13 protein-coding genes are annotated in these 21,316 nt (G+C 59.9%); 4 read left to right on the forward strand and 9 right to left on the reverse strand.

What is annotated here, in order from left to right:
- Positions 1–270: 270 nt before the first annotated feature.
- The 3 genes from VGG64_10500 to VGG64_10510 form a co-directional block, all read right to left on the reverse strand.
- Positions 271–1,455, reverse strand: coding sequence for a PDZ domain-containing protein (locus tag VGG64_10500; GenBank protein ID HEY1600023.1), 1,185 nt, complete (start codon positions 1,453–1,455; stop codon positions 271–273).
- Between the two features lie 65 nt (positions 1,456–1,520).
- Positions 1,521–2,288 (reverse strand): hypothetical protein, encoded by a 768-nt coding sequence (locus VGG64_10505; GenBank protein ID HEY1600024.1) that lies wholly within the window; start codon positions 2,286–2,288, stop codon positions 1,521–1,523.
- A 2-nt stretch (positions 2,289–2,290) separates the two neighbouring features.
- Positions 2,291–2,899, reverse strand: coding sequence for an RNA polymerase sigma factor (locus VGG64_10510; GenBank protein ID HEY1600025.1), 609 nt, complete (start codon positions 2,897–2,899; stop codon positions 2,291–2,293).
- Positions 2,900–3,120: 221 nt separating this feature from the next.
- Between VGG64_10510 and VGG64_10515 the strand changes: the two genes are divergently transcribed.
- A complete protein-coding gene (locus VGG64_10515; GenBank protein HEY1600026.1) occupies positions 3,121–3,612 on the forward strand; it encodes an EVE domain-containing protein in 492 nt (163 codons plus the stop codon).
- 3 nt (positions 3,613–3,615) lie between these two features.
- On the forward strand, positions 3,616–4,803 hold the full coding sequence (gene bioF, locus VGG64_10520; protein ID HEY1600027.1) for an 8-amino-7-oxononanoate synthase: 1,188 nt from the start codon (positions 3,616–3,618) through the stop codon (positions 4,801–4,803).
- Between the two features lie 48 nt (positions 4,804–4,851).
- On the opposite strand, the gene VGG64_10525 is transcribed toward bioF, so the two are convergent.
- From VGG64_10525 to VGG64_10540, 4 genes are all read right to left on the reverse strand, one after another.
- Positions 4,852–6,171, reverse strand: a complete 1,320-nt coding sequence (locus tag VGG64_10525; protein HEY1600028.1) for an ABC transporter permease — start codon at positions 6,169–6,171, stop codon at positions 4,852–4,854.
- Positions 6,168–6,854, reverse strand: coding sequence for an ABC transporter ATP-binding protein (locus VGG64_10530; protein ID HEY1600029.1), 687 nt, complete (start codon positions 6,852–6,854; stop codon positions 6,168–6,170). The genes VGG64_10525 and VGG64_10530 overlap by 4 nt, the downstream gene beginning before the upstream one ends.
- Complete coding sequence (locus tag VGG64_10535; GenBank protein ID HEY1600030.1) at positions 6,851–8,623, reverse strand: HlyD family efflux transporter periplasmic adaptor subunit; 1,773 nt, start codon at positions 8,621–8,623, stop codon at positions 6,851–6,853. Before VGG64_10535 ends, VGG64_10530 begins: the two co-directional genes overlap by 4 nt.
- Positions 8,624–8,867: 244 nt before the next feature.
- Positions 8,868–11,720: a TolC family protein gene (locus VGG64_10540; protein ID HEY1600031.1), complete on the reverse strand. Its 2,853-nt coding sequence runs from the start codon at positions 11,718–11,720 to the stop codon at positions 8,868–8,870.
- A gap of 433 nt (positions 11,721–12,153) precedes the next feature.
- Here VGG64_10540 and VGG64_10545 point away from each other — a divergent pair, with 433 nt between their 5' ends.
- A complete protein-coding gene (locus tag VGG64_10545; GenBank protein HEY1600032.1) occupies positions 12,154–13,164 on the forward strand; it encodes a hypothetical protein in 1,011 nt (336 codons plus the stop codon).
- Positions 13,165–13,411: 247 nt separating this feature from the next.
- Complete coding sequence (locus tag VGG64_10550) at positions 13,412–14,266, forward strand: rhomboid family intramembrane serine protease (GenBank protein ID HEY1600033.1); 855 nt, start codon at positions 13,412–13,414, stop codon at positions 14,264–14,266.
- Positions 14,267–14,350: 84 nt separating this feature from the next.
- Here VGG64_10550 and VGG64_10555 read toward each other — a convergent pair whose 3' ends face one another.
- On the reverse strand, positions 14,351–16,534 hold the full coding sequence (locus VGG64_10555; GenBank protein HEY1600034.1) for a tetratricopeptide repeat protein: 2,184 nt from the start codon (positions 16,532–16,534) through the stop codon (positions 14,351–14,353).
- A 462-nt stretch (positions 16,535–16,996) separates the two neighbouring features.
- A complete protein-coding gene (locus tag VGG64_10560) occupies positions 16,997–20,833 on the reverse strand; it encodes a HEAT repeat domain-containing protein (protein ID HEY1600035.1) in 3,837 nt (1,278 codons plus the stop codon).
- Positions 20,834–21,316: the final 483 nt, after the last annotated feature.

Genomic DNA, 21,316 nt, shown 5'->3' on the forward strand with positions numbered 1-21,316 from the left:
GTCGGCCATCACTCGCACCCGCAGGTCCATCGAATAGGCTTGCATGGGAATCCTCCTCAAAAGAAGTACCCACATTCTGCCTAACATCACTCAGAAATCCAAAACTAAGCTAGCGTGCGAGCTAGCTTGGAAGCGCTCTAGTATTGATGTTTGGGCAAGGCATGATCGCTCGGAGTTATCGTGACCGGATCGCTTGGCAGAAGGCGTTGGATATCATAGAGACCGTTTATTTCCTTTCGGGCTCGTTTCCTATCCACTGCCTGCCGCCCACTACTGACGACTTTCCCGCAATGATTTGACGATGCCGCGCAGTTCTTCTAGCCGGCGATCGACTTCGTCGAGTTTTTCTTCGTAGTGCTTGTCGAGCCGCGCACGGCCGCGCTGGACTGCTGAATCGGCTTTGTCGATCGCGACATCAGCTTGTTCGATGGCAGCTTTTTCGGCCGCGCGATGCGCCTCACGGACCTTTTCCCGCGACTGGTGAACAATCTCGCGGGCTTGCTGCTCGGCTTCGTGGATGGCTTGGCGTCCCGCCTCGTCAAGGTCACGTCCGGTGGCACGAGCCGCCGACTCAGCGCCGACGGCGGCCTTCTTGGCGGCCGAGCGGGCAGCGTAAACATGCCCCGTAAGCTTTTCAGCATTCGGCACGTACATCATGACGTCTCCCAAGCCCGGGGGCAGCGGCATCGTCAGCCGGCCCAGCATCGGCTCGACGTGTGGGCGAATTTCTTCGGGCAGATTGTCGAGGTTTTCCTCGGTCGCTTCCCAGGTCGTTTCCGCTTGCTGCACCTTGATTTTGGCCGGATCCTTGCCGTGCTTGCTGATCGTGACGGTCATGTCGTCTGGTAACTCATGACGCTTCAACTGCACCGCCATGCGCGCCGGTAGCACGTGGCCCGGCCGGAAGATTCGCAAGTTGAAACGCTCGCCATTCGGGTCACGCCACAATTGTTGACCTGACTCGACCTCGCGCCGCTTCTCCGGCTTGACAGTGATTTCCTTGCGTTCCCCCCCGCGAATCAGCTTCAGTTTCAGCTCTTTGTCCTTGACCTTGCGCACGGCTTTGACCAGGTCGCGCGGGTTACCAAGCACTTCGTCTCCCGCCGCCAAGAGGACGTCATTCTGTTGCAGTGCCGCCTTGGCGGCGGGGCTGTCGACCACGACATCCATCACCACGACGCCTTCGACCTTGTCCAGCTTGAGCTCGTCGCGCAGCTCATCGCTAACGTCAGCACACTGCACGCCGAGCCAGTATTCGTCGTCGGCAGGCAGCGCACCGTGGATGTCCTCGGTCAGAAGAGTTTCAGCCTCGACGTTTCCGGGCGCAACATTTTCAATGTCCACGTTCTCTGACGAAAGCAACGTCTGTTGCCCAAACGCGGCGATTTTCGTCCCCACCAATAGTAGGGCGGACGCCGCCACCGTCGACAACACCCGCCATGAATGAATTCGCATCGCGGTCTCCTTTTTTGCCTGACAGGAATCGTCTGGTATTGATTGCGAACACGCTGTCGTGAGTATTACTGATAGGCCCGCATTCCGACGGGCGTGAACTCCACTTCATCCACCGGAACGATCAACTGTCGGCCGTCCTGCAGATCCAACGGCACGAATTGCCTGCGCTCGTCAACGTGATGACCCAATCGCTCGAGCGCATCGCGTAATTCGCGCGACACAACGGGCTCGGGCGCGTCGAGCCAATGATCGTCGCGGCCGGCACCTTCGATCACGGGGTACGAGATCTCCCGCTGGTCGTTCGGTCCGCCATCCATGATCAACGTCACCGTACCCCAGCGATCAGCAGACTCCGTGCCATCGCTGGCGATTCCTGGCGCGCGCGGCGAATCCGCCGAGGCAACCGCGACAATCGCAGGCGGATCGACTCTGGCGTCTTGGACGCTCGCAAATCCCGGGGAACGAATCATCCAACCCAACGAAAACGCCACCAAAAAGCAGGCGGCCATGGCCAAGGACAGCCCACCGCCGACCGACCACCACCGTCGTATCACCGCCGGCGGGACGACCGCACTTACGCGCTCCTGGGAAGAAATGGCGATAAGTGGACGAACAGACGAACGCGATTCTCCAGCGCCACGTTCGAGGGTGCGGGCCTCGTTCCGCCAGGTCTGAGCTTCGAGAAACGCTAGCGCGCAGCGGCGCCACGCGCCGGGCTGCCCGTCGAACGACACCAGCAATCGTCGTCGATTGACTTCGCTTAGTTCCCCGTCGACCAGCAAATCGAGCTGGTGCTGCTTGTCCGAAGTAAATTCCATATCAGTCTGACTCATATTTAGACCTCGATCACGTTCGTCGCAGCCAACTCGCCACGCAACCGCTGCCGGGCCCGATGCAATCGCGCCTCGACAGCGCTATGGCTGATCCCCAAATTGGCCGCGATGTCGTGGTAACTCCAATCCTCGGAATACTTAAGCAGCAAGATCTCGGCGTCACGCCGCGGCAATCTGGCCAAGGCCAATCGCACCAGCCGTCCGCGTTCGACGGCCAATAGCCATTGAAGCGGATCCATCGTGCGACGATCCACTTCGGTTGGCTGGGTCTGGCTGGAAAAGCGGTCGACGAGCTTACGGCGCCGGCCGTGCTTTCGGCGATAGATAAGCACTTGCCGCACAGCCAAGCGGTATAGCCAGGGCGCCACCTTGGTCGGATCGGCGAGCGGGGCGCGCTGAGCCACGGCCGCTAGCGAGACCTCTTGCAGCACCTCATCAACTTCTTGCCAATCCCCCAAACGCGTGCGTATCACCATCCGCAACCAGCGATCGTGCGCGGCTAAGGCAGCCTGCCAGTCGATCGCTGCCGGATGATTTGGTCGAATGTCTTCCTGGCCTGTGGCGTGTGCCGTAGTCATGTCTGCCAGGAGAGTTGCCGCTAGGGTCGCCATCTTGTAGGCGCCTCGTAATTGCGATCGTGAGCGGGCACTTTTAGTCAAAGCAGGCGTTGATCTTGGGACTATAGAGCTGCTGCTGGCCACCAGGCACAGCGCGGGCCAGCCAGGCTGTGCTGTTTGCCCGATCAGGAGCCTTTTGGGAGCCGGGCCCGTGCCTTAGAATCGAGCCTCGCCGTCGTTTAATCCCCCGCTACTCCAACGTCCACGCGTTCCTCATGCCACGATCCACCCACTTTTGGTTGTTCAAGACAGAGCCGGAAAGCTTTTCGATCCAGGATCTGGCCGCCGCCCCCAAGCAAACTGCATTCTGGGACGGCGTGCGCAACTATCAAGCGCGCAATTTTCTGCGCGACGATATCAAGGAGGGGGATCGCGTCCTGTTCTATCATTCCAACGCCGACCCAACTGCGGTCGTCGGCACCGCGATTGTGGTTCGCGACGGATATCCCGACCATACGGCCTGGCAAAAAACGAATCACCATTTCGACCCCAAGTCCACGGCCGAGAAACCCATCTGGTACATGGTAGACATCCAGTTCGAAGAGATCTTTGCCGAGCCGCAGTCGCTCGACAGCCTGCGTACCGTATCCGCTCTTGCGAAAATGGAGTTACTACGACGCGGGTCGCGCCTGTCGGTGCAACCGGTCAGCAAACGCGAGTTCGAGACGATCGTGAAATTAGGTCACGGCGCAGGCCGACGGAAATAAGCCATGCCGCCAAACGAACGCCCGTTGGATTGGATCGAAGAAGAGCTGTCGTCGCTCGACCTGCAAGGTTTGCTGCGGCGGCGATTGACGCATCAGGGGCCCGCCGGCGCACTGCTGGACGTAGGTGGCAAAACGTACGTCAACTTCGGTTCGAACGACTATCTCGGCCTGGCAGCTGATCCGCGCGTGCTCGCTGCGGCGCGAATCTGCCTCGAAGAGCAAGGATGGGGAAGTGCCGCTAGCCCCCTGTTGGCTGGCCGCGGTGCTGCCCATGAGGAATTGGAAGCGGCGCTGGCAGCGTTCGAAGGCACCGAAGCTGCGATCGTTTTCCCAACCGGTTTTGCCGCCAATCTGGCCACGGTCTCGGCCGTTGTCTCGCGCGGCGATGCGGTCTACGCCGACGAGTTGAACCACGCCAGCCTGATCGACGGATGTCGACTCTCGCGCGCCGACGTACACGTCTATCCGCACTGCGACTGGCGACGGCTCGAAGAAATCATGGCCAGCACCCGTCATGCCAGACGTCGTCTGATCGTGACCGACGCATTGTTCAGCATGGATGGCGATTTTGCACCGCTAGTGGAGTTGGCCGGGCTTGCCGAGCGGCATCGGGCCATGCTGATGGTTGACGAAGCCCATGCTACGGGAGTCTTTGGCGCAAGCGGGCGAGGCGTGGCCGAATATCTGGGCGTCGCGCAGCGCGTCGACATTCGGGTCGGAACGCTCAGCAAGGCATTGGGGGGGATGGGCGGATTCGTATGCGGAAGACGGTCGCTGATCGACTGGTTGGTGAATCGCGCCCGGGCGTACATTTTCTCGACCGCCCCGCTGCCCTCTGCCTGCGCAGCCGCGCACGCCGCACTGCGTATCGTGCGTAACGAGCCTGATCGTCGACAACGTGTATTAGCGCTCGCCGTGGACCTGCGAGCTAAGCTTGTGGCGCAGGGATGGGACGTGGGCCGCTCTGAGAGCCAGATCATTCCGCTGCTGATCGGCGAGCCGCAGCAGGCCGTCGCGCTGGCCAAGCAGCTGTTCGCGCAGGGGCTTTATGTGCCCGCGATTCGCCCACCCAGCGTTCCGGCAGGTCAATCGCGTTTGCGAATCAGCCTGTCGGCCGCACATGACACGGATATGCTCGAAAGACTGGTAGCGGCGCTCGGGCAATTCGCCCACGCCCCGGCGATTGAATGAATCGAGTGCAACGCATCAATGCGTTGCGCAGCAGCGACTGGGGTGGCGTTATTCGTGCCGCAACGCTTCGATGGGATCCATCGCCGCCGCGCGGGTCGCGGGATAGAGGCCGAAGATCACTCCCACAGCCACAGAGATGCCGAAGGCCACGGGAATCGACCAGGGCACGATCTGGGGCGAGATGGTGTGCACTACCTCCGGCAGGTTTTCCATCACTTGCGGGAAGAAATACTCCATGCCAGAGCGGGCCGCCTCGGTGACAATGCCGCAGGTCAGCCCACCGGCCACGCCGCTCAACCCACCCACGATCGACAGCACAATCGTTTCGACGAGGAACTGTCGCGTAATATCGCCGCGTTTGGCTCCCAGAGCGCGGCGAATGCCGATCTCGCGGGTGCGCTCAGTAACCGTGGCCAACATGATGTTCATGATGCCGATGCCGCCGACGATGAGCGAGATAGCGGCAATCAATCCCATAAACACGATGAACATCAGGCGCGTCGTTTTGGCCTGCTCGAGCAAATCCAGTGGGACCGTGATCGAGTAGTCGGCGATGCGGTGCTTCGCGGCGACGATGTTGCGCACGACATCGGCGGTAGCCAAGACGTTGTCGATCTTGTCGACGCGCAAAGTCACTTGCGATAATTCAAGTATTTCGCCCTCGAACGATCCGCTGCGCCGCGTGACGACGATGTCGCCAATGCGCGTCCACAATGTACTGATGGGAATGTACACGTCGTCGGCAAAGTCCTGCGCGGCCAGCGATCCACCGATACCGGCCGTAGCCTCGCGCGGCCTCATGACGCCCACGACGATGTAATAGTCTTCCTCAATGCGGATGCTTGCGCCAATCGGATTCTCGAAGGGAAATAACCTGGCCGCGACCTCGGCCGAAAGGGCGCACGTTTTTTCCTTCTGCTCCAATTCAGCGTCGGTAATGAAATGGCCCCGATCGACTTCCAGGTGCGTGACCTGGGCGTACTCGGGCGTGCAACCCACGAGACGTCCGTCGACAAGCCGATCATTGTGGCGAAACTGACGGCGCAGCTCGCGAATCTTCAGGGCCCGATCGATCGTTTTGATGGTCAGCAGCCGTTCGTAGTCGTCTCGCTTCAGTCCGTAGGGAATCGGGCCGCGACTGTCTGGCAGTGACTCATTCGGCGGTTTGACCGAGCGCACGATGATATTGTCGGCCCCCAGACTTTCGATCTGCTCCTGAGCCTTTTTGCTGATTCCTTCGCCAATTGCCAACAACCAAATAACGCTGGCTACACCGATGAAAATACCCAGCACCGTCAGCAGCGAGCGTAACGGGTGCAACAGCAGGCTTTTAATGCCCAGTTGCCAGGTGCGCAGTCCTAGTGTCATCGCCGCACGTCCGATTGTAAAAACCCGTCTCTGAGCCGAATAACGCGCTTGGCTCGTTCGGCAACATCTTCTTCGTGCGTGACCATGATGATGGTCTTGCCCTCTTCTCGATTGAGTCGAGCCAACAGATCGAGAATCTCGTGTGATGTGACCGAGTCCAGATTGCCCGTAGGCTCGTCCGCCAGCATGAAGTAGGGATCATTCACCAGACTGCGCGCGATCGCAGCGCGCTGCTGCTGGCCGCCGGAAAGCTGGGTGGGGCGGTGCCCCAGCCGTTGCCCCAAGCCGACCATGTTCGCCAGCTCGATGCATCGCGCGCGTGTTGCCGCATTCAGGTTCCCGCCGTAGTAAAGCGGGACCTCGATATTCTCGACAACGGTTAATTGCGCGATCAGGTTGTACGACTGAAAAACGAAGCCAATGCGGCTGGCACGGACCGACGAGAGGCGGTCGTCCGACATCGTGGCCACGTCGTCGCCACCTAGGAAGTACTTGCCCGACGAGGGACGATCGAGGCATCCCAGCAGATTCAGCAGCGTGCTTTTCCCCGAGCCCGAGGGCCCCATGATCGCGACGTAGTCCCCTTCGGGCACTTCAATGGTCACGCCCCGCAGAGCGTGAACCGTTTCGCCGCCGAGCACATACTCTTTCTTGAGATCCTCGACTCGGAAGGCGAGGTTCATGGCGCCGCTCCGCCTCCACCGCCCGTACCAGGTGGTCGACCGCCGCCGCCGGCGCTAAAGGCCTGTACAGCTTTGGTGAGTTCGGCACGGTCGAGGAACGAATCGCTGTTGGTATCGGCGCGCATCAAGCCGCTGCGCATCTGCTCGGGCATTTCCGACAGTTCGGACGCTTCGAGCTTGCCGTCCTTGTTTTGGTCATTCTCCATGAGCCTGGCCAACATCGCGGCCGGACCACCACCGGCACCGCCGCGACCCTTTTTGCCGCCGCCGCCAGGGCCGCCTTCGGCCGCAGCAACTCGTTTGGAACCATCTCCCTCGCCGTCTCCCTTGGGAGGAGGCATCTTGGCCATCATTTGCTTCTGATCGTCATCAGTCGTGGCGGGCAAATCGACTTCTTTGAGGTATTTGCGCGGGTTGCTGAGCACCATGGCATCCTTTGCCAATCCTTCGCGAAGGACCACGAACTTGTCGTTAGTGGCGCCGATTTTGACTTCCTTCGCCAGCAGTTTCGACCCTTCGGGGACGATGCACCAATGCTTGCCGCCACGTTCGAACACCGCCTGGGCGGGCAGTTGCAACGCGTTCTCCATCTGCTCGGTGCGGATAGCGACCTCGGCCGTCATGCCGGGACGCATCGCATCTGGTGGATTATGGATCTCGACGAATGTCGCGTACTCCTTGACGTTGCTGCCGAACCAACCGGTAGGAAGCGGGTAGTCGCTGACGCGCTTCACCGTGCCGGACAATTCGGCTCCCGGCAAGGCGTCAAGATGTATGACCACCGGCAACCCTGCACGAACGTAATCGATGCGCGACTCGTTGATGCGTGCCTTGACCTGCATTTTGGTGGGGTCCGGCAGGCGGACAATCACTTGCCGCTCGCGGACGACCGTGCCTTCTTGAATGACAATGTCATTGCCGCCGCGACCGCCACTCTCGTTGGCGTATACAACCTGGCCAACGGCCGGAGCGTTGATGATGCATTTATCGATTTGCGACTGGACGAATTCCAGCTTGGCTTTGTCGATCGTGTTGGTTTTCTCGTCGGCCTTGAGTTTGGCCTCGGCGATCTTGATATTCGCCTCGAACTGTTCGACCATCTTCCTCTTGGTAAAGCTGCGAAGGACCATCAGCTTTGTGTTGGCCAGGGCCAGGTCGGCCTCGGCCTTCTTGACGGCGAACTTGTCAGCCTCCAACTGCACCTGTGTGACGTAACCGCGCGCGGCCAGCCGCTCGCTGTGCCGAGCGTACTCTTGGGCGCGACGCAGATTCTCTTCGGCGACGAATGCGGCGCTTTGCAGCGTTTCCTCGTCCTGCTTGAACGTTCCTTGCTCGTACTCTTCCTTGGTAATCTTGGCGGTCTCGAGATTGGCCACCGACTGGATGACGAGCGAGTCGCTGGCGTTGACCACGCTCTGCTGCTGCGTCAATTCGTCACGCAATGCCGAGTCGTCCAGCTTGACGATGAATTCGCCTTCTTGCACCATTGTGCCTTCGGGCACGATTTCGATGATTGCTGTTCCGCCGCCGGCCCCGGAGGTGCGCGATTGCACCTGACTACGGACCTCGACATTGCTGGAGCTTTCGATCTCGCCCCGTTCGACGACATCGTGCGTGAAAACGCCCGACGTGACACGGTCGACCATGTAGGTCGTATCCTGCTGCTCTGAAAAGAGCATCGGCTTCAAGAACCAAAATCCGCCGGCCAGGATTGCCCCCAGGAAACCCAATACCGCGGCCAGTCCGGTCAGCGAAAAACCGCGACGCACCGAGCGGCCTGGTGCGGAATAAAAGGATCGACCTGACGGTCTACGTACGAAGGGCATGAGTCACCAAAATGTTGTGACGGCGGCTCGCGGCCCGGGCGGGGTCCGTATAGGGCCGAGAGGGGTAGGCATAAACCCATGTTGATTCTACCCGCCTGGACGGCGCGTGTCACCACACCTATTTAACCCCGGATTGGGCCGAGCGGACCGGGCGCGGTTTTGGCGCCGCAATTCCTCCCAGGGATGCCTAATCCCCCCGATGGTCGGCCTGCTTGACCCCCTCCGCTGAGCTTCCTTCGACCGGCTCTTCGCCGGCAACCAGGCGGAACCTTACGACCGGTTGCTGGCCGACCACAGGGTGTTGGACCGGCGACCTCACTTTGACGGCGACGACTTCGTCCGGCTCCGGTGCGTCGAACTCCCTCTCCGGGTCATTTTCGACGGCGTCGGTCGTATGGGGGTCGGGCGGCGGCAGCTCCTCTTCGACACGTTCCTGCTCGGTCTTGCCGTCGCGCAGCATCTGTTCCTGGCGCGCCGCATCTTCGGCCGACTGGCGGGCGAACGGCAGCTCTTCAGGCTCGCAGTCAGTCACAAACTCTTCCATCAGCTTTGAACCGTCCAGCGGGCCTGGATCCACCCACATGCCGCGATCGTCCAACTGCATGATCCCTAGGTCGAAATCGAGCGCGATCCGCTGCACCTCGTAGTTCACCCAAATGCTCATGAAGTCATTCTGTGCTTGCAGCAGATCGTTAAGAGCCTGCAATAAATCGCGGGCAAAGGTATTACTGAACGTAGTGGTTTCGCCCGGCGCCGGCGGCTGCATCAATCGCAACCGGGCGATGTCGACCTTTTCGATGGCAATTCCCACCGCGGCCCGGTTCTGTTCAAAGTTGATCTGGTTGAGATTAATCTGGCGAATTTCCTGCCGCAGGGTCTGGTGAATGGTGTCGACGTACGCCATCCAACGGCGGCGCGCCTGCTGATAGGTGATGAGCGATTGGCGGTAGTTGTTGCGTTCATTCAACCGTGTTAACGGGGTATCAAACTGGATCCCCACGCTCAGATCGCCGGTGGTGCCGCGGAATTTCACTGGATTGTTGTTCGTCGTGTCGATATCGCCGCTGAATACCACGCTCAATCCAGACCGCAAGTCATTGGCGTTGAACTCGATCAGCCGCCATGAGTCGATGACGCTGGCGCGGGTGTTTTTCCAATCGGGCCGATTGGCGCTCGCGATGACCATCGCTTGGGTCGGAAGAAGATTGATCGGCACCAACTCAATCGCATCAAGGCGTGCCCGCGCCTGCACAAGAGTCAGTTCTAGAATCTGGGCCGACAGCGCCGTGCCGGCATCGAGCAGACGGCGTCGCCCCACCTCGGCGTCGAGGTCTGGGACGTCGCGCCGCAAATCGTCGAACGTCGCCCAGTCCTGTTTCAACCGGTCGAGCAAATCCTGATGGTCGTCCTTGAGCGTCTCGATCCGCTCATCAAGGAGGTCGACACTGTACGCCTCGGGTTCGACGTCGCCGCGGTCGTACTCTGGCCGCAGTTGCAGGCGCCGCAAGGTGGCACGTCGCGTGGGCAAACGGTCATCCAACTTGCGGAAGTCTTCGGCGACAATATCCAGGTGGGCAATGATTTCCGCCTCGATTGTTTCCAGGCCGGCGAGGAAACCCTGCAAGTCGGCGATGCTGAGTGGACCGCCCGGGTTGCGCACCTTTTCGACCACGACCGTGACGTGGTTTTGGATGCGCGTCATGTCCGGATCGATCAACTTGAAACGGCTGAGGAATGGATCCTCGACGACAAAGTTCACATCGGGCGGCAAACCCATATTCACCTTGAAGGAATCCAACAGGTTCTCCATCACGACCTTGGCATTCAGCACCTGGCTTTCGTTTAGATACAGCGACTGCCGGGTCAGGTCGACTTGAAACCGGTCGATGCGGCCGGCTTCGTAAGCGGCTTGCAGCTGGGCCAGACTGTCGCGCAGGCCGGCGACGTTCGCCTCTTGATTGCGAATCTGCATTATGTCCTGCAGGATGCCAATGAACCCATTCGCTTGCGCGGCACCGGCGCCGCTGGAGCTGCCTCCGAGGGCCGGATTGGACGTCGCGGCAACCGCGGTACCAACCTGTCCAAACCCGTTCGTACCGACACCGGTGAAACCTCCCAAGCCGGCCGTACCGAACACACCGCCCACGCGCTGTGGACCAAGACCGGTGCTACGGCCCGTGGCGATGAACGCATAGTAAGCGCGGCGATACTGCTCCATTTGGCGGATGCTGTACAACAGCGTTCGTTCGACGAGCGTTAGTCGTTCCATGATAAACGCCCTGCCCGCCTCGCGCAGCAGCGGCTGAGTGAAGTTGAAACTGGCCAAGGTATTAGTCGCGGTGTTATTACCGATCAGGTTCCAAGTCAGTGTGTTGGCCACTTCGACCAGCAATTGACCGCCACCGCCAAATAGCTTTTGTGCTTGTAAATCATTCGTCAGCGTCCAGGTGGCCGCTGGACCGCCGATAGCAGCCGGTCCTAGGTTGTTGTACGTCGCCGAGGGATCGTTAAACCATTGCGTGGTAAATCGAAATCTTTCGGCAGACACGTCGAGCGCCGCCTGGTAGAGAGTTTCCAATTGCGACTGGTAATCGCGGGAGTTCAATCGCGCCAACTCCATCGCGGTTGCCATGTTCAATGGGATCATGCCGTCCTCGTTGGCGGCCGGCAGATACTGCTGCCAACAGCCTAGATCCACGACCGGCGTGACTCCGTTGCGATACCACTTGCGATAACCCGGCATGTAGTTCACCGAGTGCATCAACTTATGGGCGGCCGGATCATCTGGCGGCATCGGCGGACGGTCCGGGTTCAGGCTATCGAACAACCGCGAACGGGGATCCGTGTATACGTTGAAATACTCCAGCGGATTACCGGACAGACTCGACAGTTGGTGTACCGTGTAGGAAACTTCCGAGTCCGCCTGCGTGCGGTAGAAATTGCGCGTACAGCCCGGCGCTGCGAAGGCAGCGACGGCCAGCATGAGAGCCAGGTGGCTCTGCCAGCACCTGTTAGCATTTGCCAATGAATCGTCGCTCAATGCTGTGGACCTTTCAGCGGTACGGCAAGTACCCGACTGCTGTCGTACGTGGTGGACTTTCTTGTTTGGCCGGCCTATTCTCGACGAACCGACGGAAGCGCAGCATTCCCGGTTCGTCGTGATACAATTCGGCGTTAAGCTGACGCGACTTAAGCGAATGTATGGACTGTGCTGACTTTGCGGCCTCCCAATCTTGAAAGTGGGAGGGCTACCCGGCATCGACAGTCTACGGGGAGTACTTGCCCAGACCGCGCCGATTGACACACACCGCAAGCGTGCCTAATATCGATCGAAGCAGGCGAATCGTAAGTTGTTGTCACATATCGCCCTATGAAGTGGCCGGTCATGGCGTGAGCCGATGCCGGGTCGAACACGCTCATGGGGATCTGCCCCCTTTTTTCTGCCCGCCGGCGCGGCGCAATTCTGAGGCACCATGAGTATCTGGAGCAAGGTGCTAGTAGGGCTGATCTTTGTGGCCATCCTGCCGTTTTTTTATCTCTCGCTGCGCCTGCTGAAGACCAACGATGCTTGGCGCAGGGAAGTGAACTTGTGGCAGAACAGCGTGCAGCAGACCGTCAACGGGCCGCCCGGACCGAATCTCGATACGCTGGCTCAGGAGGTTCGCGACGCGCGCGCCCAGTTGCACGATGTCGTGGTCGATAGGGGCCGTGTCTGGTCGAGCGTGAATCCGGAACGCCCATTCAATTCGAACACGGGTAAAGGTACCGTTGCCGTCGAACAGCCATCGCCACATCGTCTGACGGCGAAAATGGTGCTCTTCGTTTTTGACCCCAACAGCTACCTTGGCGAATTCCAGGTCGCCGAGGCCGGCGACAAGACCGTGGCGCTCGAGCCCAGCCTGAAGATGTCGGACCGTCAACTCAAACGCGTGGCGACCAGTGCCGGCAACTGGACGATGTACGAAGTCATGCCGATCGATCGCCACGGCCTCTTCACAGGTTTGGATAAAGAGGCGCTATCGAAGATGCTGCCGCCGGAACGCGTCGACGCCTACGTCAGGGATCAGCAGGAGGCGCAGCCGGGCGACCCCCCGCAGCGTGTCTTCGACGGAAAGTACGAACGTCAGCTGACGGATTTCAACATGCTATTTCACGAGTTGAATCGTCAAATATCGATGGCGGCTGACCTGAAGCTGGCCGCCGAAAAGGACGTAGCATCGTTGAATTCGGCTCTGGCAAATGGCAAGCGGCAGGTTGCCTTCCACGATGCCGAAATTGCTGACACCAAAAAGGAGCTCGCCCGTTCTGAGGCAGAGCGAGACCTGATGAAGGCGCAGTGTTTGGCCCTCAGCAACGAAATCACCCGCTCGCGCAACGAGATGAAGGCGGCCTTCCACAAGAATCGTGATCTTGCGCAGCGTTGGACCGAAATTCAGACGCGACTGGCCGAAGTCAGTGAGCCTGAAACCGCCCTGGCCCAATAGTCCGAACGGCCGACGATTCGGCAAAACGCCTATCTTGCCAGACTTCTTCCTCGCCGCGGCGTTATTCTCCGGGTGCTGGGACATCTATTATGAGGACCGGTGAAGTACCCTCTCTTGGGTCTGCCGTCCCCTGCGGAGTGCCGCTACGCTAGAATCCTCTATCGGCACCCTGGCCGGGCCAGCCCTAAGTCCGCTATCCGTTAAGCCGGCTCCCTAGCTCTTTACCGCAGCTTGCAAGAGACAAGACATGGGTCTTTACGACCGGGAATATTATCGCGACGACCGGCCAGGGACGTTCCTGGGGGGTGACCGATCGATGGTCACGAACCTGATCCTGGTCAACGTCGGCGTCTACTTGCTCGACCTGCTGTTGGATGGCCAGATCCGGGAACATTGTTCATTACGCGCCGACTTGTTCCGGCATCCCTGGGACGCCTGGCAACTGCTAACCGCGGGCTTCATCCACGATCGCGGAATAATGCACATCGTCGTCAACATGCTTGTCTTCTTTTTCTTCGGCCGCGACGTCGAAGGAACCTATGGCCGCATGGAGTTTTTACGGATCTATCTGAGCCTGATCGTGCTATCGAGCCTGGCTTGGGTGATCTCGCAAACCCTCCAAGATCGACCTGTTGGCCTGATGATGGGCGCATCGGGTGCCGTGATGGGAGTTCTGATTCTTTACGTCCTGCACTTTCCCAAGCGACTGATTTATATCTACGGCGTGATTCCGCTGCCCGCCTGGGCGGCGGCGGTTCTTTATGTGGGATACGACCTGCTGGGGTTCTCTGGATCGCGACAGGCCGGCGACAAGAACGTGGCGTATGAGGCGCATTTGGCCGGAGCGCTGTTTGCCTTTCTGTACTTCAAGAGCGGTATCAACTTGGGCCGGCTCATGCCGGCGGGCATGAAGCTACCCCGGCTCGGTTCGAGACCGCAGCTGCGCGTGCACGACCCGAGTAACGACGTCGCTGGGAGTTTAGATCAACGCGTCGATACGATCCTGGATAAGGTCGCCCGCGAGGGGATCGAAAGCCTTTCCGATGCCGAGCGCAAATTGCTTGAGGACGCCAGCCGCCGGTATCAGCGCCGCCGGTCGTAGCTACGTTTGATGACGAGCAAAAAGGTGGCAGAAGCGATTGGCATTTTTTTACCCGGCAGTTGGCCGATGATAGTTTGGCCTTCTTCACGGAATGCGCGGAGATGGTCCCGCCTGCTCGCCTCGTCTTATCTCCAGCGCCTGTTCGAGCTTCAGCCTGGCGTCGGCATAATCGGGGCTTTGGCGGACGGCCTCTTGGAAACAGTGTATCGCCCTATCGGTCTCTCCCAGATTCATCAGCACGGCGCCGAGATTATTCAGCGCGCGGGGATAGTTCGCTTGCAGCTCGATGGCGGTTTGATAGTGCTCCGCGGCCAGGCGGTAGTCTCCCCTTCCGGCGAAAATGCCCCCCAATGCGTAATGCGCCTCGGCGATTCTTGGTTCCAGGCGCAGGGCCGATTCCAAATGCGGCAACGCTTCCTTTGAGCGTCCCTGGTTGATCAGCAAGAGCGCCAAGTCGTGATGGGCCTTGGCGAAATCAGGATTCTGTTCGAGCGCCTGCCGGAAAGATGTCTCGGCCTCTGCCTGCCGGCCGAGAGCATCTAAGACTCTTCCCTTGCCGCATAACGCCTCGGGGTTGCCAGGACTGACCATCAACGCACGATCAAATTGCTGGATTGCTTCGTCCGGGCGGTAGGCAACCATCAGCGCCGACGCCAGGTTGCAATACGCTGTGATGAGTTGCGGATCGAGACGGAGGGCCTCTTGCTCGTGAAATATTACTTCCTCGGTTTGGGCCGCGTCCAGCTCGGCACGGTCCGCCATCCGCAACAGACAACCACCCAGATTGTTATGGGCAATGGCCAGGCTCGTGCGCGTCAATGGATCGTCGGCACGGGTGGTCAGCGAATCACGGGCCATCGCATCTCGCGCCAACGCCAGGGCTTCGTCAAATCGTCCCTGAGAGTGGAAGTACGATTCCAAGTTCTCGTACGCGGCCCAGCTTTCCGGATTGTCAGCGATCGTGTCGCGAAAGAGCGTCTCTGGATCACGATACACGCGCACTTGTCGATAGGTGAGTAGTCCCAACGCAATGAGCGGAAGGGCGCCAGCAACCGTCATTATCTTCTTGCGATGTGGCGGCTGGCCCGCGGCCACCATCGCTGCGGCGGATGCCACCAGGGTAATGAGCGCCAGACCGGCGTGATATTGGAAATGGTCGGCTACGTAGGAGAACCGGAACGGATAGACGTTGAAGAACCCCAGCGCGGGAAAGAGTACGCCGGCGAAAATCAGCAGGGATGCCAGCGCTCCACGTCCGATCCAACGGCGGGTGAACCACGCCACGATCGGCAGAGCGAACGCGGTGATGGGAAACAGGCACTGCCAAACCACGTGCGCGTCTATCGCCCAACGCGGGTAAAAGAACGTCAGCGGGTAGGGCCAGACGAGCTTGGCAGCGTAGAACCATAGTGCCCGGCCGGCAATCAGCAGTCGTTCGATCAATGGTGAATCGTAAATCTCGCCCGTCGCCCCCACGTGATGCTTTTCCATCCACACCGTTAGCAGACCCAGTCCGGCGCCAACCGCAAAAAATGGCACAAGCGGCACGATGTCGGCCAGCGTGATGCGACCACGCTTCCACCAATAGATCACCAGCAGCACTGCAGGCAGCGAGGCGACCACCGTTTTACTCAGCATCGCTGCGACAAAAAGAACAAATGCCAGCACATATGAACGCCAACGCGTGGCGTTCGCAGGAGCGCCAATTTCCGGTTCCTCCGCCGGCGCGAATCGCAAATAGCACAGCATCGAGCCCAACGCGAGCGCCAAGCTCAGCACGTTTTTCCGTTCAGTCACCCAGGCGACCGACTCGACCTCGACCGGATGTACGGCAAACAGCGCAGCCGCCAGCCAAGCTCCTGGAACGCGCAACCGTGCCAGCAACCGCCACACCAAAAGCACGCTGGCGGCATGCAGCAGGACATTATCTATGTGAAAGCCCAACGGCGCCAGATTCCACAGGTGATATTCCGTCCAGAACGTGGTATGCACCAACGGATAGTATTGGGGCACGGCTCGTAACTCGAACCAGATACGCCGCAACCCTTCGAGCGAGCGCAGGGTGAGATTTCCGGTGACGTAGGAGTCGTCGTCCCAGATGTACGCCGCTTTCAGTAGCGGAGAATACGCAACTAGCACCATCGCCACGAGGGCCACACCGGTGAGGATGGTGGGCCAACTCCAGTTCGAGCCCTGGACCTGGACTTTTTCCGGCACTTCCTTGCCTGACGGGGAAGTTTTTCGTGACAGTTTGGCGGTAGGCTTCATCGTGGCGTCTCGGCGAACGAGACGGACTGCTGGGAGTGAAACGTCGCCACCAATTACCGTGCCGGACGTCGCTAACGGGTTACAACGCTCTGGCGCTCGAATGGCGAGCGCCCATATGTATTGCACGCGTACACAGATGAGAACTCGCTGGGAGGCCTCTCCAAGTCGGTTTAGGCCAGTCTACATTGCCGCCGTCGCCCGTGCTTCACATCCAGAGCCTGTCGACTGCTGCTCGTTTTTGGCGGTCAAGCAGAGAGCCTCGGACAAGATCGCGGGAAAAGGCCACATGATCGACACCCGGCTAGCAGGATGCGACCAACCGATTGGCTGGCGCCGGGGCGTGGCGGGCAAATGAAATTGTCGTGACGTGTGGCAATTGCCACGCCTCGACCCGGGACCGCCGACGGGTGCCTAACACCCGGAACCGGCGTCGCAAGGTCGGCGGCAGAATTCCGCGGATTGTTAGCGCTGGCGAATGCGTGGGCGCTGACCGTCGACCCCTTCAGCGACAGCGTCGTTCGATTTCGGGGACTTCGACAGATACGCAAACAAGTCCGCGATCTCTTCTAATGAAAACGCGTTGAGCAACCCTTCGGGCATGGCGGATTTCTGGCTGGGAACGATTTCGTGAATCTCGTTGCGGGGCACGGTAATTTTCTCGCCGTTAGATTGCAACACTACCACCGCGCCAACGCCGGCTTCGCCGACGATCCCGGTGAATTGCATGCCGCGCTCGGTCTGCACCGTTTTCGAGGCATATTGATCCGAAATGACCTGCGACGGGTATATCACCGACTCGACGATTTCTTTGGCCTGGAAACGCTGGCTGACTGTCGTTAGGTCGGGTCCCACGCCTTCGCCGCGCGAGCCGTAGCGGTGGCATTTGACGCACTGCGCCCTGTCGAAAACCTCCTGACCGCGTTCGCGATTTCCATGTGAGCCCTCGGGCCCGGTCAGGAATGTCACCAGTTCTTCGGCAGTCCACTTGTTGTCGGCGGCGGCCGTCGGCAAATTCGGCGCGGGCTGATCGGGATACTCTTGTTGGAACCAAGCCTGCCAAGAGGCCATCGCATCGTCAGCAGAACCGCCCAGGCCGATTTGCTGGCTCGTCCATTTCGTAAGAAGTTGAGCGGCTTGTTGCGCGCCACTATCACGCAGCTTCAGCCCGCTGAGGATCACCTGACGGATGGCTTCGGGCTGTGTGGGCTTTTGGTCCACGGTGGCCAAACGTTGCAGAACTTCGCGCGCCGGGGCGCCTTCCAGGATCGGGATTGCCCGTACTAGCACCGCCCAATTCTCTCCATCGGGTTGCTGCGCCAGACAAATGGCCAATTCCTGTCGACGATTTGGTTCCAGTTCGTAGCGCTCGCGTAGAAACGCCATCGCCTGCGACGTGCCGCTGCGTGCCAGCACGGCGATGATGCCGGTCCGCAGCTTCTGCGCAGCCGGCGAGGTCAACGGTTGCAGTCGCGCGTCCAAATCAATCAGCTGAGCCAGCAAATCCTCGCCCGGATTCTCCTCCAGCGACCCCAGCACCGTCAGCGCGGCGCTGGGCGCGTGCTCGCCGCGTGCCAGTACCCTGCGGCGTTCGTCGTCACTGAATTTGGCGAGAAAATCTCGACCGAAGTTATCCAGATACAAGGCGTAGCTGTGGCCTCCGGGCAGATCGCGGCTGTGTTCATAGAATTCGAGCAATTCCAGCTTCTGCTCGGTCGTCCAGCCTGAGTCCAAAAATCGGGCATGCGTTGCGGCGTGGATCCGTTCGGGCAGCGGCGCGTCGGTTTTCAGCACGGCCAACAGGCGCGGGATGATCTCGGACTGTTGCAAATGTACGAGCAGCCTCAATAACTCGCGATTGATGGTGGCGTCTTGCGAGGGGTATTCCTTTTCCAACTGTTCCGCCACCTGCGGTATGTCGGCCACGGTAAGTTGGCCGCGGTGCATGGCAATTTGCATCAGCCGCAACAGGTCGATGAAATCGGGGTCATTCACGTAGCCCTTCATCCACACGCCCGAGCGGTTTACGATCGTGCGGGCCAGGTCCGCATCTGGCTCAAGTGCCATTAGCGCAGCGGAACCAACCAGAAACACACGCATGTCGCGCGATGAGATGACCTCGTCTCGCCAGCTGTCAGTTGGTAGTTGCTCGATGGCCCGGCTGGCCGTCCAGGAAATGTACCGGCTCGGATTTGCCAATAGCGGCAGCAGACTGCTTACGGGCGGCGCGACCCCGCTACGAACGATCGACTCGCAGGCCACGCGTTGCACGGTCGGATGGCTATCCTTCAATAGTTCGACTAGCGCCGTCGCTGTGTCTCCGTCCGAGTGCAATCCCATTAAATATGCAGCTTTAGTACGCACTTCCGGCGCGCGATCCCGCGATAGCTTCACGAGCATTTGTGTGGTCGGAAACGGACCGACCAATTGCATGAGATCCAGGGCTCGCGCACGGTCTTCCGGTTTGTTCTTGACATTCTCGGCGATGCCGATCAGTTCGCGATTCCATTTCGGGCCCAGCTTTTGTTGAATGGTCGCGACTTTCTGCCGCGCCCACGCACTGTCGAGTTGGGGTTGATAGATGGCTTCCACCGCGCCGGCTACCACAGGCCGCGGCGGCACCTTGCCCGTCCACACGACGCGATAGATTCCCCCATCGGTGCCGCGGCCGCCGGTGCAAAAGTAAAGCCAGCCGTCGGGTCCTACCTCGATGTCGGTGACGTTCAGGGGGCGCCCTTCCAGGAACACTTCGCTCTTAGCTTCATACGTTCCACGGGCCGGGGTCATCTTGACGGCCAGAATCCGGCCTTGCGCCCAATCGCAGGCGAACAAGGCGTTATGGTAACGAGCCGGCATCATGTAATGGTTGTAAACCACGACGCCGGTGGGAGACCCGCGTCCCACGTTCTTCGTGGCTGGTAAGCTATCGAAGAAATACTCCGGCCAGTTGGCCCAGCCGCTACGCCAGCCGAACTCGGCGCCGGCCGTCACATGATTGATTCTTGTGGGCCGATACCAAGGCAGTCCCTCGTCCCATTCCATATCCGAGTCGAAGCTGAACAGATCCCCTTGCCGATTGAAGGCAATGTCATAGGCATTGCGAAAACCGCCGGCGAAAACCTGCGCAAAGCTGCCTTCCGTGTCCGTACGCAAGACAACGCCGCCGGGGGCTTTAACACCCACGGCGTGACCGCCGGCGTCTTCATAGCGCGGCTGCACGAGATCACCCTCGTACCAGTTGTGGTAGGGACTATTGGCCTCTGGCGGCGTGAGGCAGCTGGTGTGGTTGCCAATCACGATGTAGATCAAGCCGTCCGGCCCCAGCACCGGAGCATGCGGACCGTGCTCGTGCATGTCTCCCTTGAACTTCAGCAACAACTTGACGCTATCGGCCTTTCGATCCTGATTCTCGTCGCTCAGCCGGTACAATCCCGGGCCGTCAGGGCCCTGTCCCACGGCGAACACATTTCCGTTAAGTGCCAAAATGCCTTGGCAGCTTTGCAGTTCATCGGAATAAGTGGAAACGGTCTCCGGGATGCCGTCTTGATCGTTATCGCTGATCACGAGCAGCGGTCCGCGCTCTTGCGAGGCCAAGATTTCGCCAAATTCGTTGAAAGCCATTGCGATCAGTGAACCGGTCGTATCCGCGCCCAACACGCGCTCGACGCGGAACTCGGGGGCGATCGTAAATCGCGCGACTTGCGCCCCGTCGGCGGCGACAACCTGGGCGGTCCAAGGCGTCGCACTACCCAACTCGCCGAAGCTTTGGGCCAGGGCCCAATCTTCGTCGTTGAAGGTGAGCTTTTCCCAGCCGACGGACTCGCTGCCATTGGTTTTCCAAGTGGCATCGGTCGAGTAGGAGACTTCCGTGCCCCCCTTTTGTTTGACCGTTACGCGGGCGACCAGCCCGGCGCTGCCGCCGGTGGTATTTTCTGCGCGGATGGCGATGGCATTTTTGCCCGATTCCAAGAATCGTTGCACATCGTAGCTGCGCAGCTTTTTCCAGTCCGTCCCGTTGCCTACCAGTCGGCCGTTGACAAAAAGGTCGAAGCGATCGTCGCAAGCGATCTGCACCTTGGCCTGTTCGACGTCGCTAAGGTTGAACACCTTGCGGAAATAGCACATCTCCTGCGGCACCTGGTCCTTGGTTCGCGCGGCGGACCAGATCCACTGTGGCTCACCCGCGTCGACTTTCAGCCGCAGCGTGTTTTGTGCCCAGGGGCCACGGCTCGTGGAACACACGGCCAGGGTGACCAGGATGATCAGAGCCAATTTCGCAACCGCTCGTACAGGCGAGTGCATGACAATCTCACCAATTACAGAGAAGAAGTAGGCGACCCGGACAGTGCAGGCCACCAGTCAAACGCTCTACACATCAGACCGTCTACACACAGAGCCGAATCCCGCGGCCCGGGGCGATCGTCGCGCGCCCAGCGCAAGCCGTGATGCAACGATTTCGCGTGCTTCCACCACGGCGACATAGCGCCCGTTGGCGGTCGGTTCTCACAAAGCGGGCGGTAGACTACCACCGATTGGGAATTCGGATCAACATCGGTTGCCCGTGGGATTTGGAGAATCTAGAGCGTGCGCAGCGTCGCGCGCAACGAGACGGCGTGCTAGCAATGTCACTCGTGGAGCGCGCTGCTGGCGTCGGCAGACCTCTCGCAATCGACAAAGTTTGCCGAATTGACTCAATCACTAATTGCTCCTCCGCCGATACCTTCCTGCGGCCCGATGTGCCAGCGCGGCGACAGCCGTTCGGCACTCTGACTTGCTGTCGGCCGA

The organism is Pirellulales bacterium (genome assembly GCA_036490175.1).
Classification (GTDB): Bacteria; Planctomycetota; Planctomycetia; order Pirellulales; family JACPPG01; genus JACPPG01.

Bases quoted from the DNA above. Each gene is read 5' to 3' on its own strand.
- VGG64_10500 (HEY1600023.1), bottom strand. From the start codon at position 1,455: ATGCGAATTCATTCATGGCGGGTGTTGTCGACGGTGGCGGCGTCCGCC.
- VGG64_10505 (HEY1600024.1), bottom strand. From the start codon at position 2,288: ATGAGTCAGACTGATATGGAATTTACTTCGGACAAGCAGCACCAGCTC.
- VGG64_10510 (HEY1600025.1), bottom strand. From the start codon at position 2,899: ATGGCGACCCTAGCGGCAACTCTCCTGGCAGACATGACTACGGCACAC.
- VGG64_10515 (HEY1600026.1), top strand. From the start codon at position 3,121: ATGCCACGATCCACCCACTTTTGGTTGTTCAAGACAGAGCCGGAAAGC.
- bioF (HEY1600027.1), top strand. From the start codon at position 3,616: ATGCCGCCAAACGAACGCCCGTTGGATTGGATCGAAGAAGAGCTGTCG.
- VGG64_10525 (HEY1600028.1), bottom strand. From the start codon at position 6,171: ATGACACTAGGACTGCGCACCTGGCAACTGGGCATTAAAAGCCTGCTG.
- VGG64_10530 (HEY1600029.1), bottom strand. From the start codon at position 6,854: ATGAACCTCGCCTTCCGAGTCGAGGATCTCAAGAAAGAGTATGTGCTC.
- VGG64_10545 (HEY1600032.1), top strand. From the start codon at position 12,154: ATGAGTATCTGGAGCAAGGTGCTAGTAGGGCTGATCTTTGTGGCCATC.
- VGG64_10550 (HEY1600033.1), top strand. From the start codon at position 13,412: ATGGGTCTTTACGACCGGGAATATTATCGCGACGACCGGCCAGGGACG.
- VGG64_10555 (HEY1600034.1), bottom strand. From the start codon at position 16,534: ATGAAGCCTACCGCCAAACTGTCACGAAAAACTTCCCCGTCAGGCAAG.
- VGG64_10560 (HEY1600035.1), bottom strand. From the start codon at position 20,833: ATGCACTCGCCTGTACGAGCGGTTGCGAAATTGGCTCTGATCATCCTG.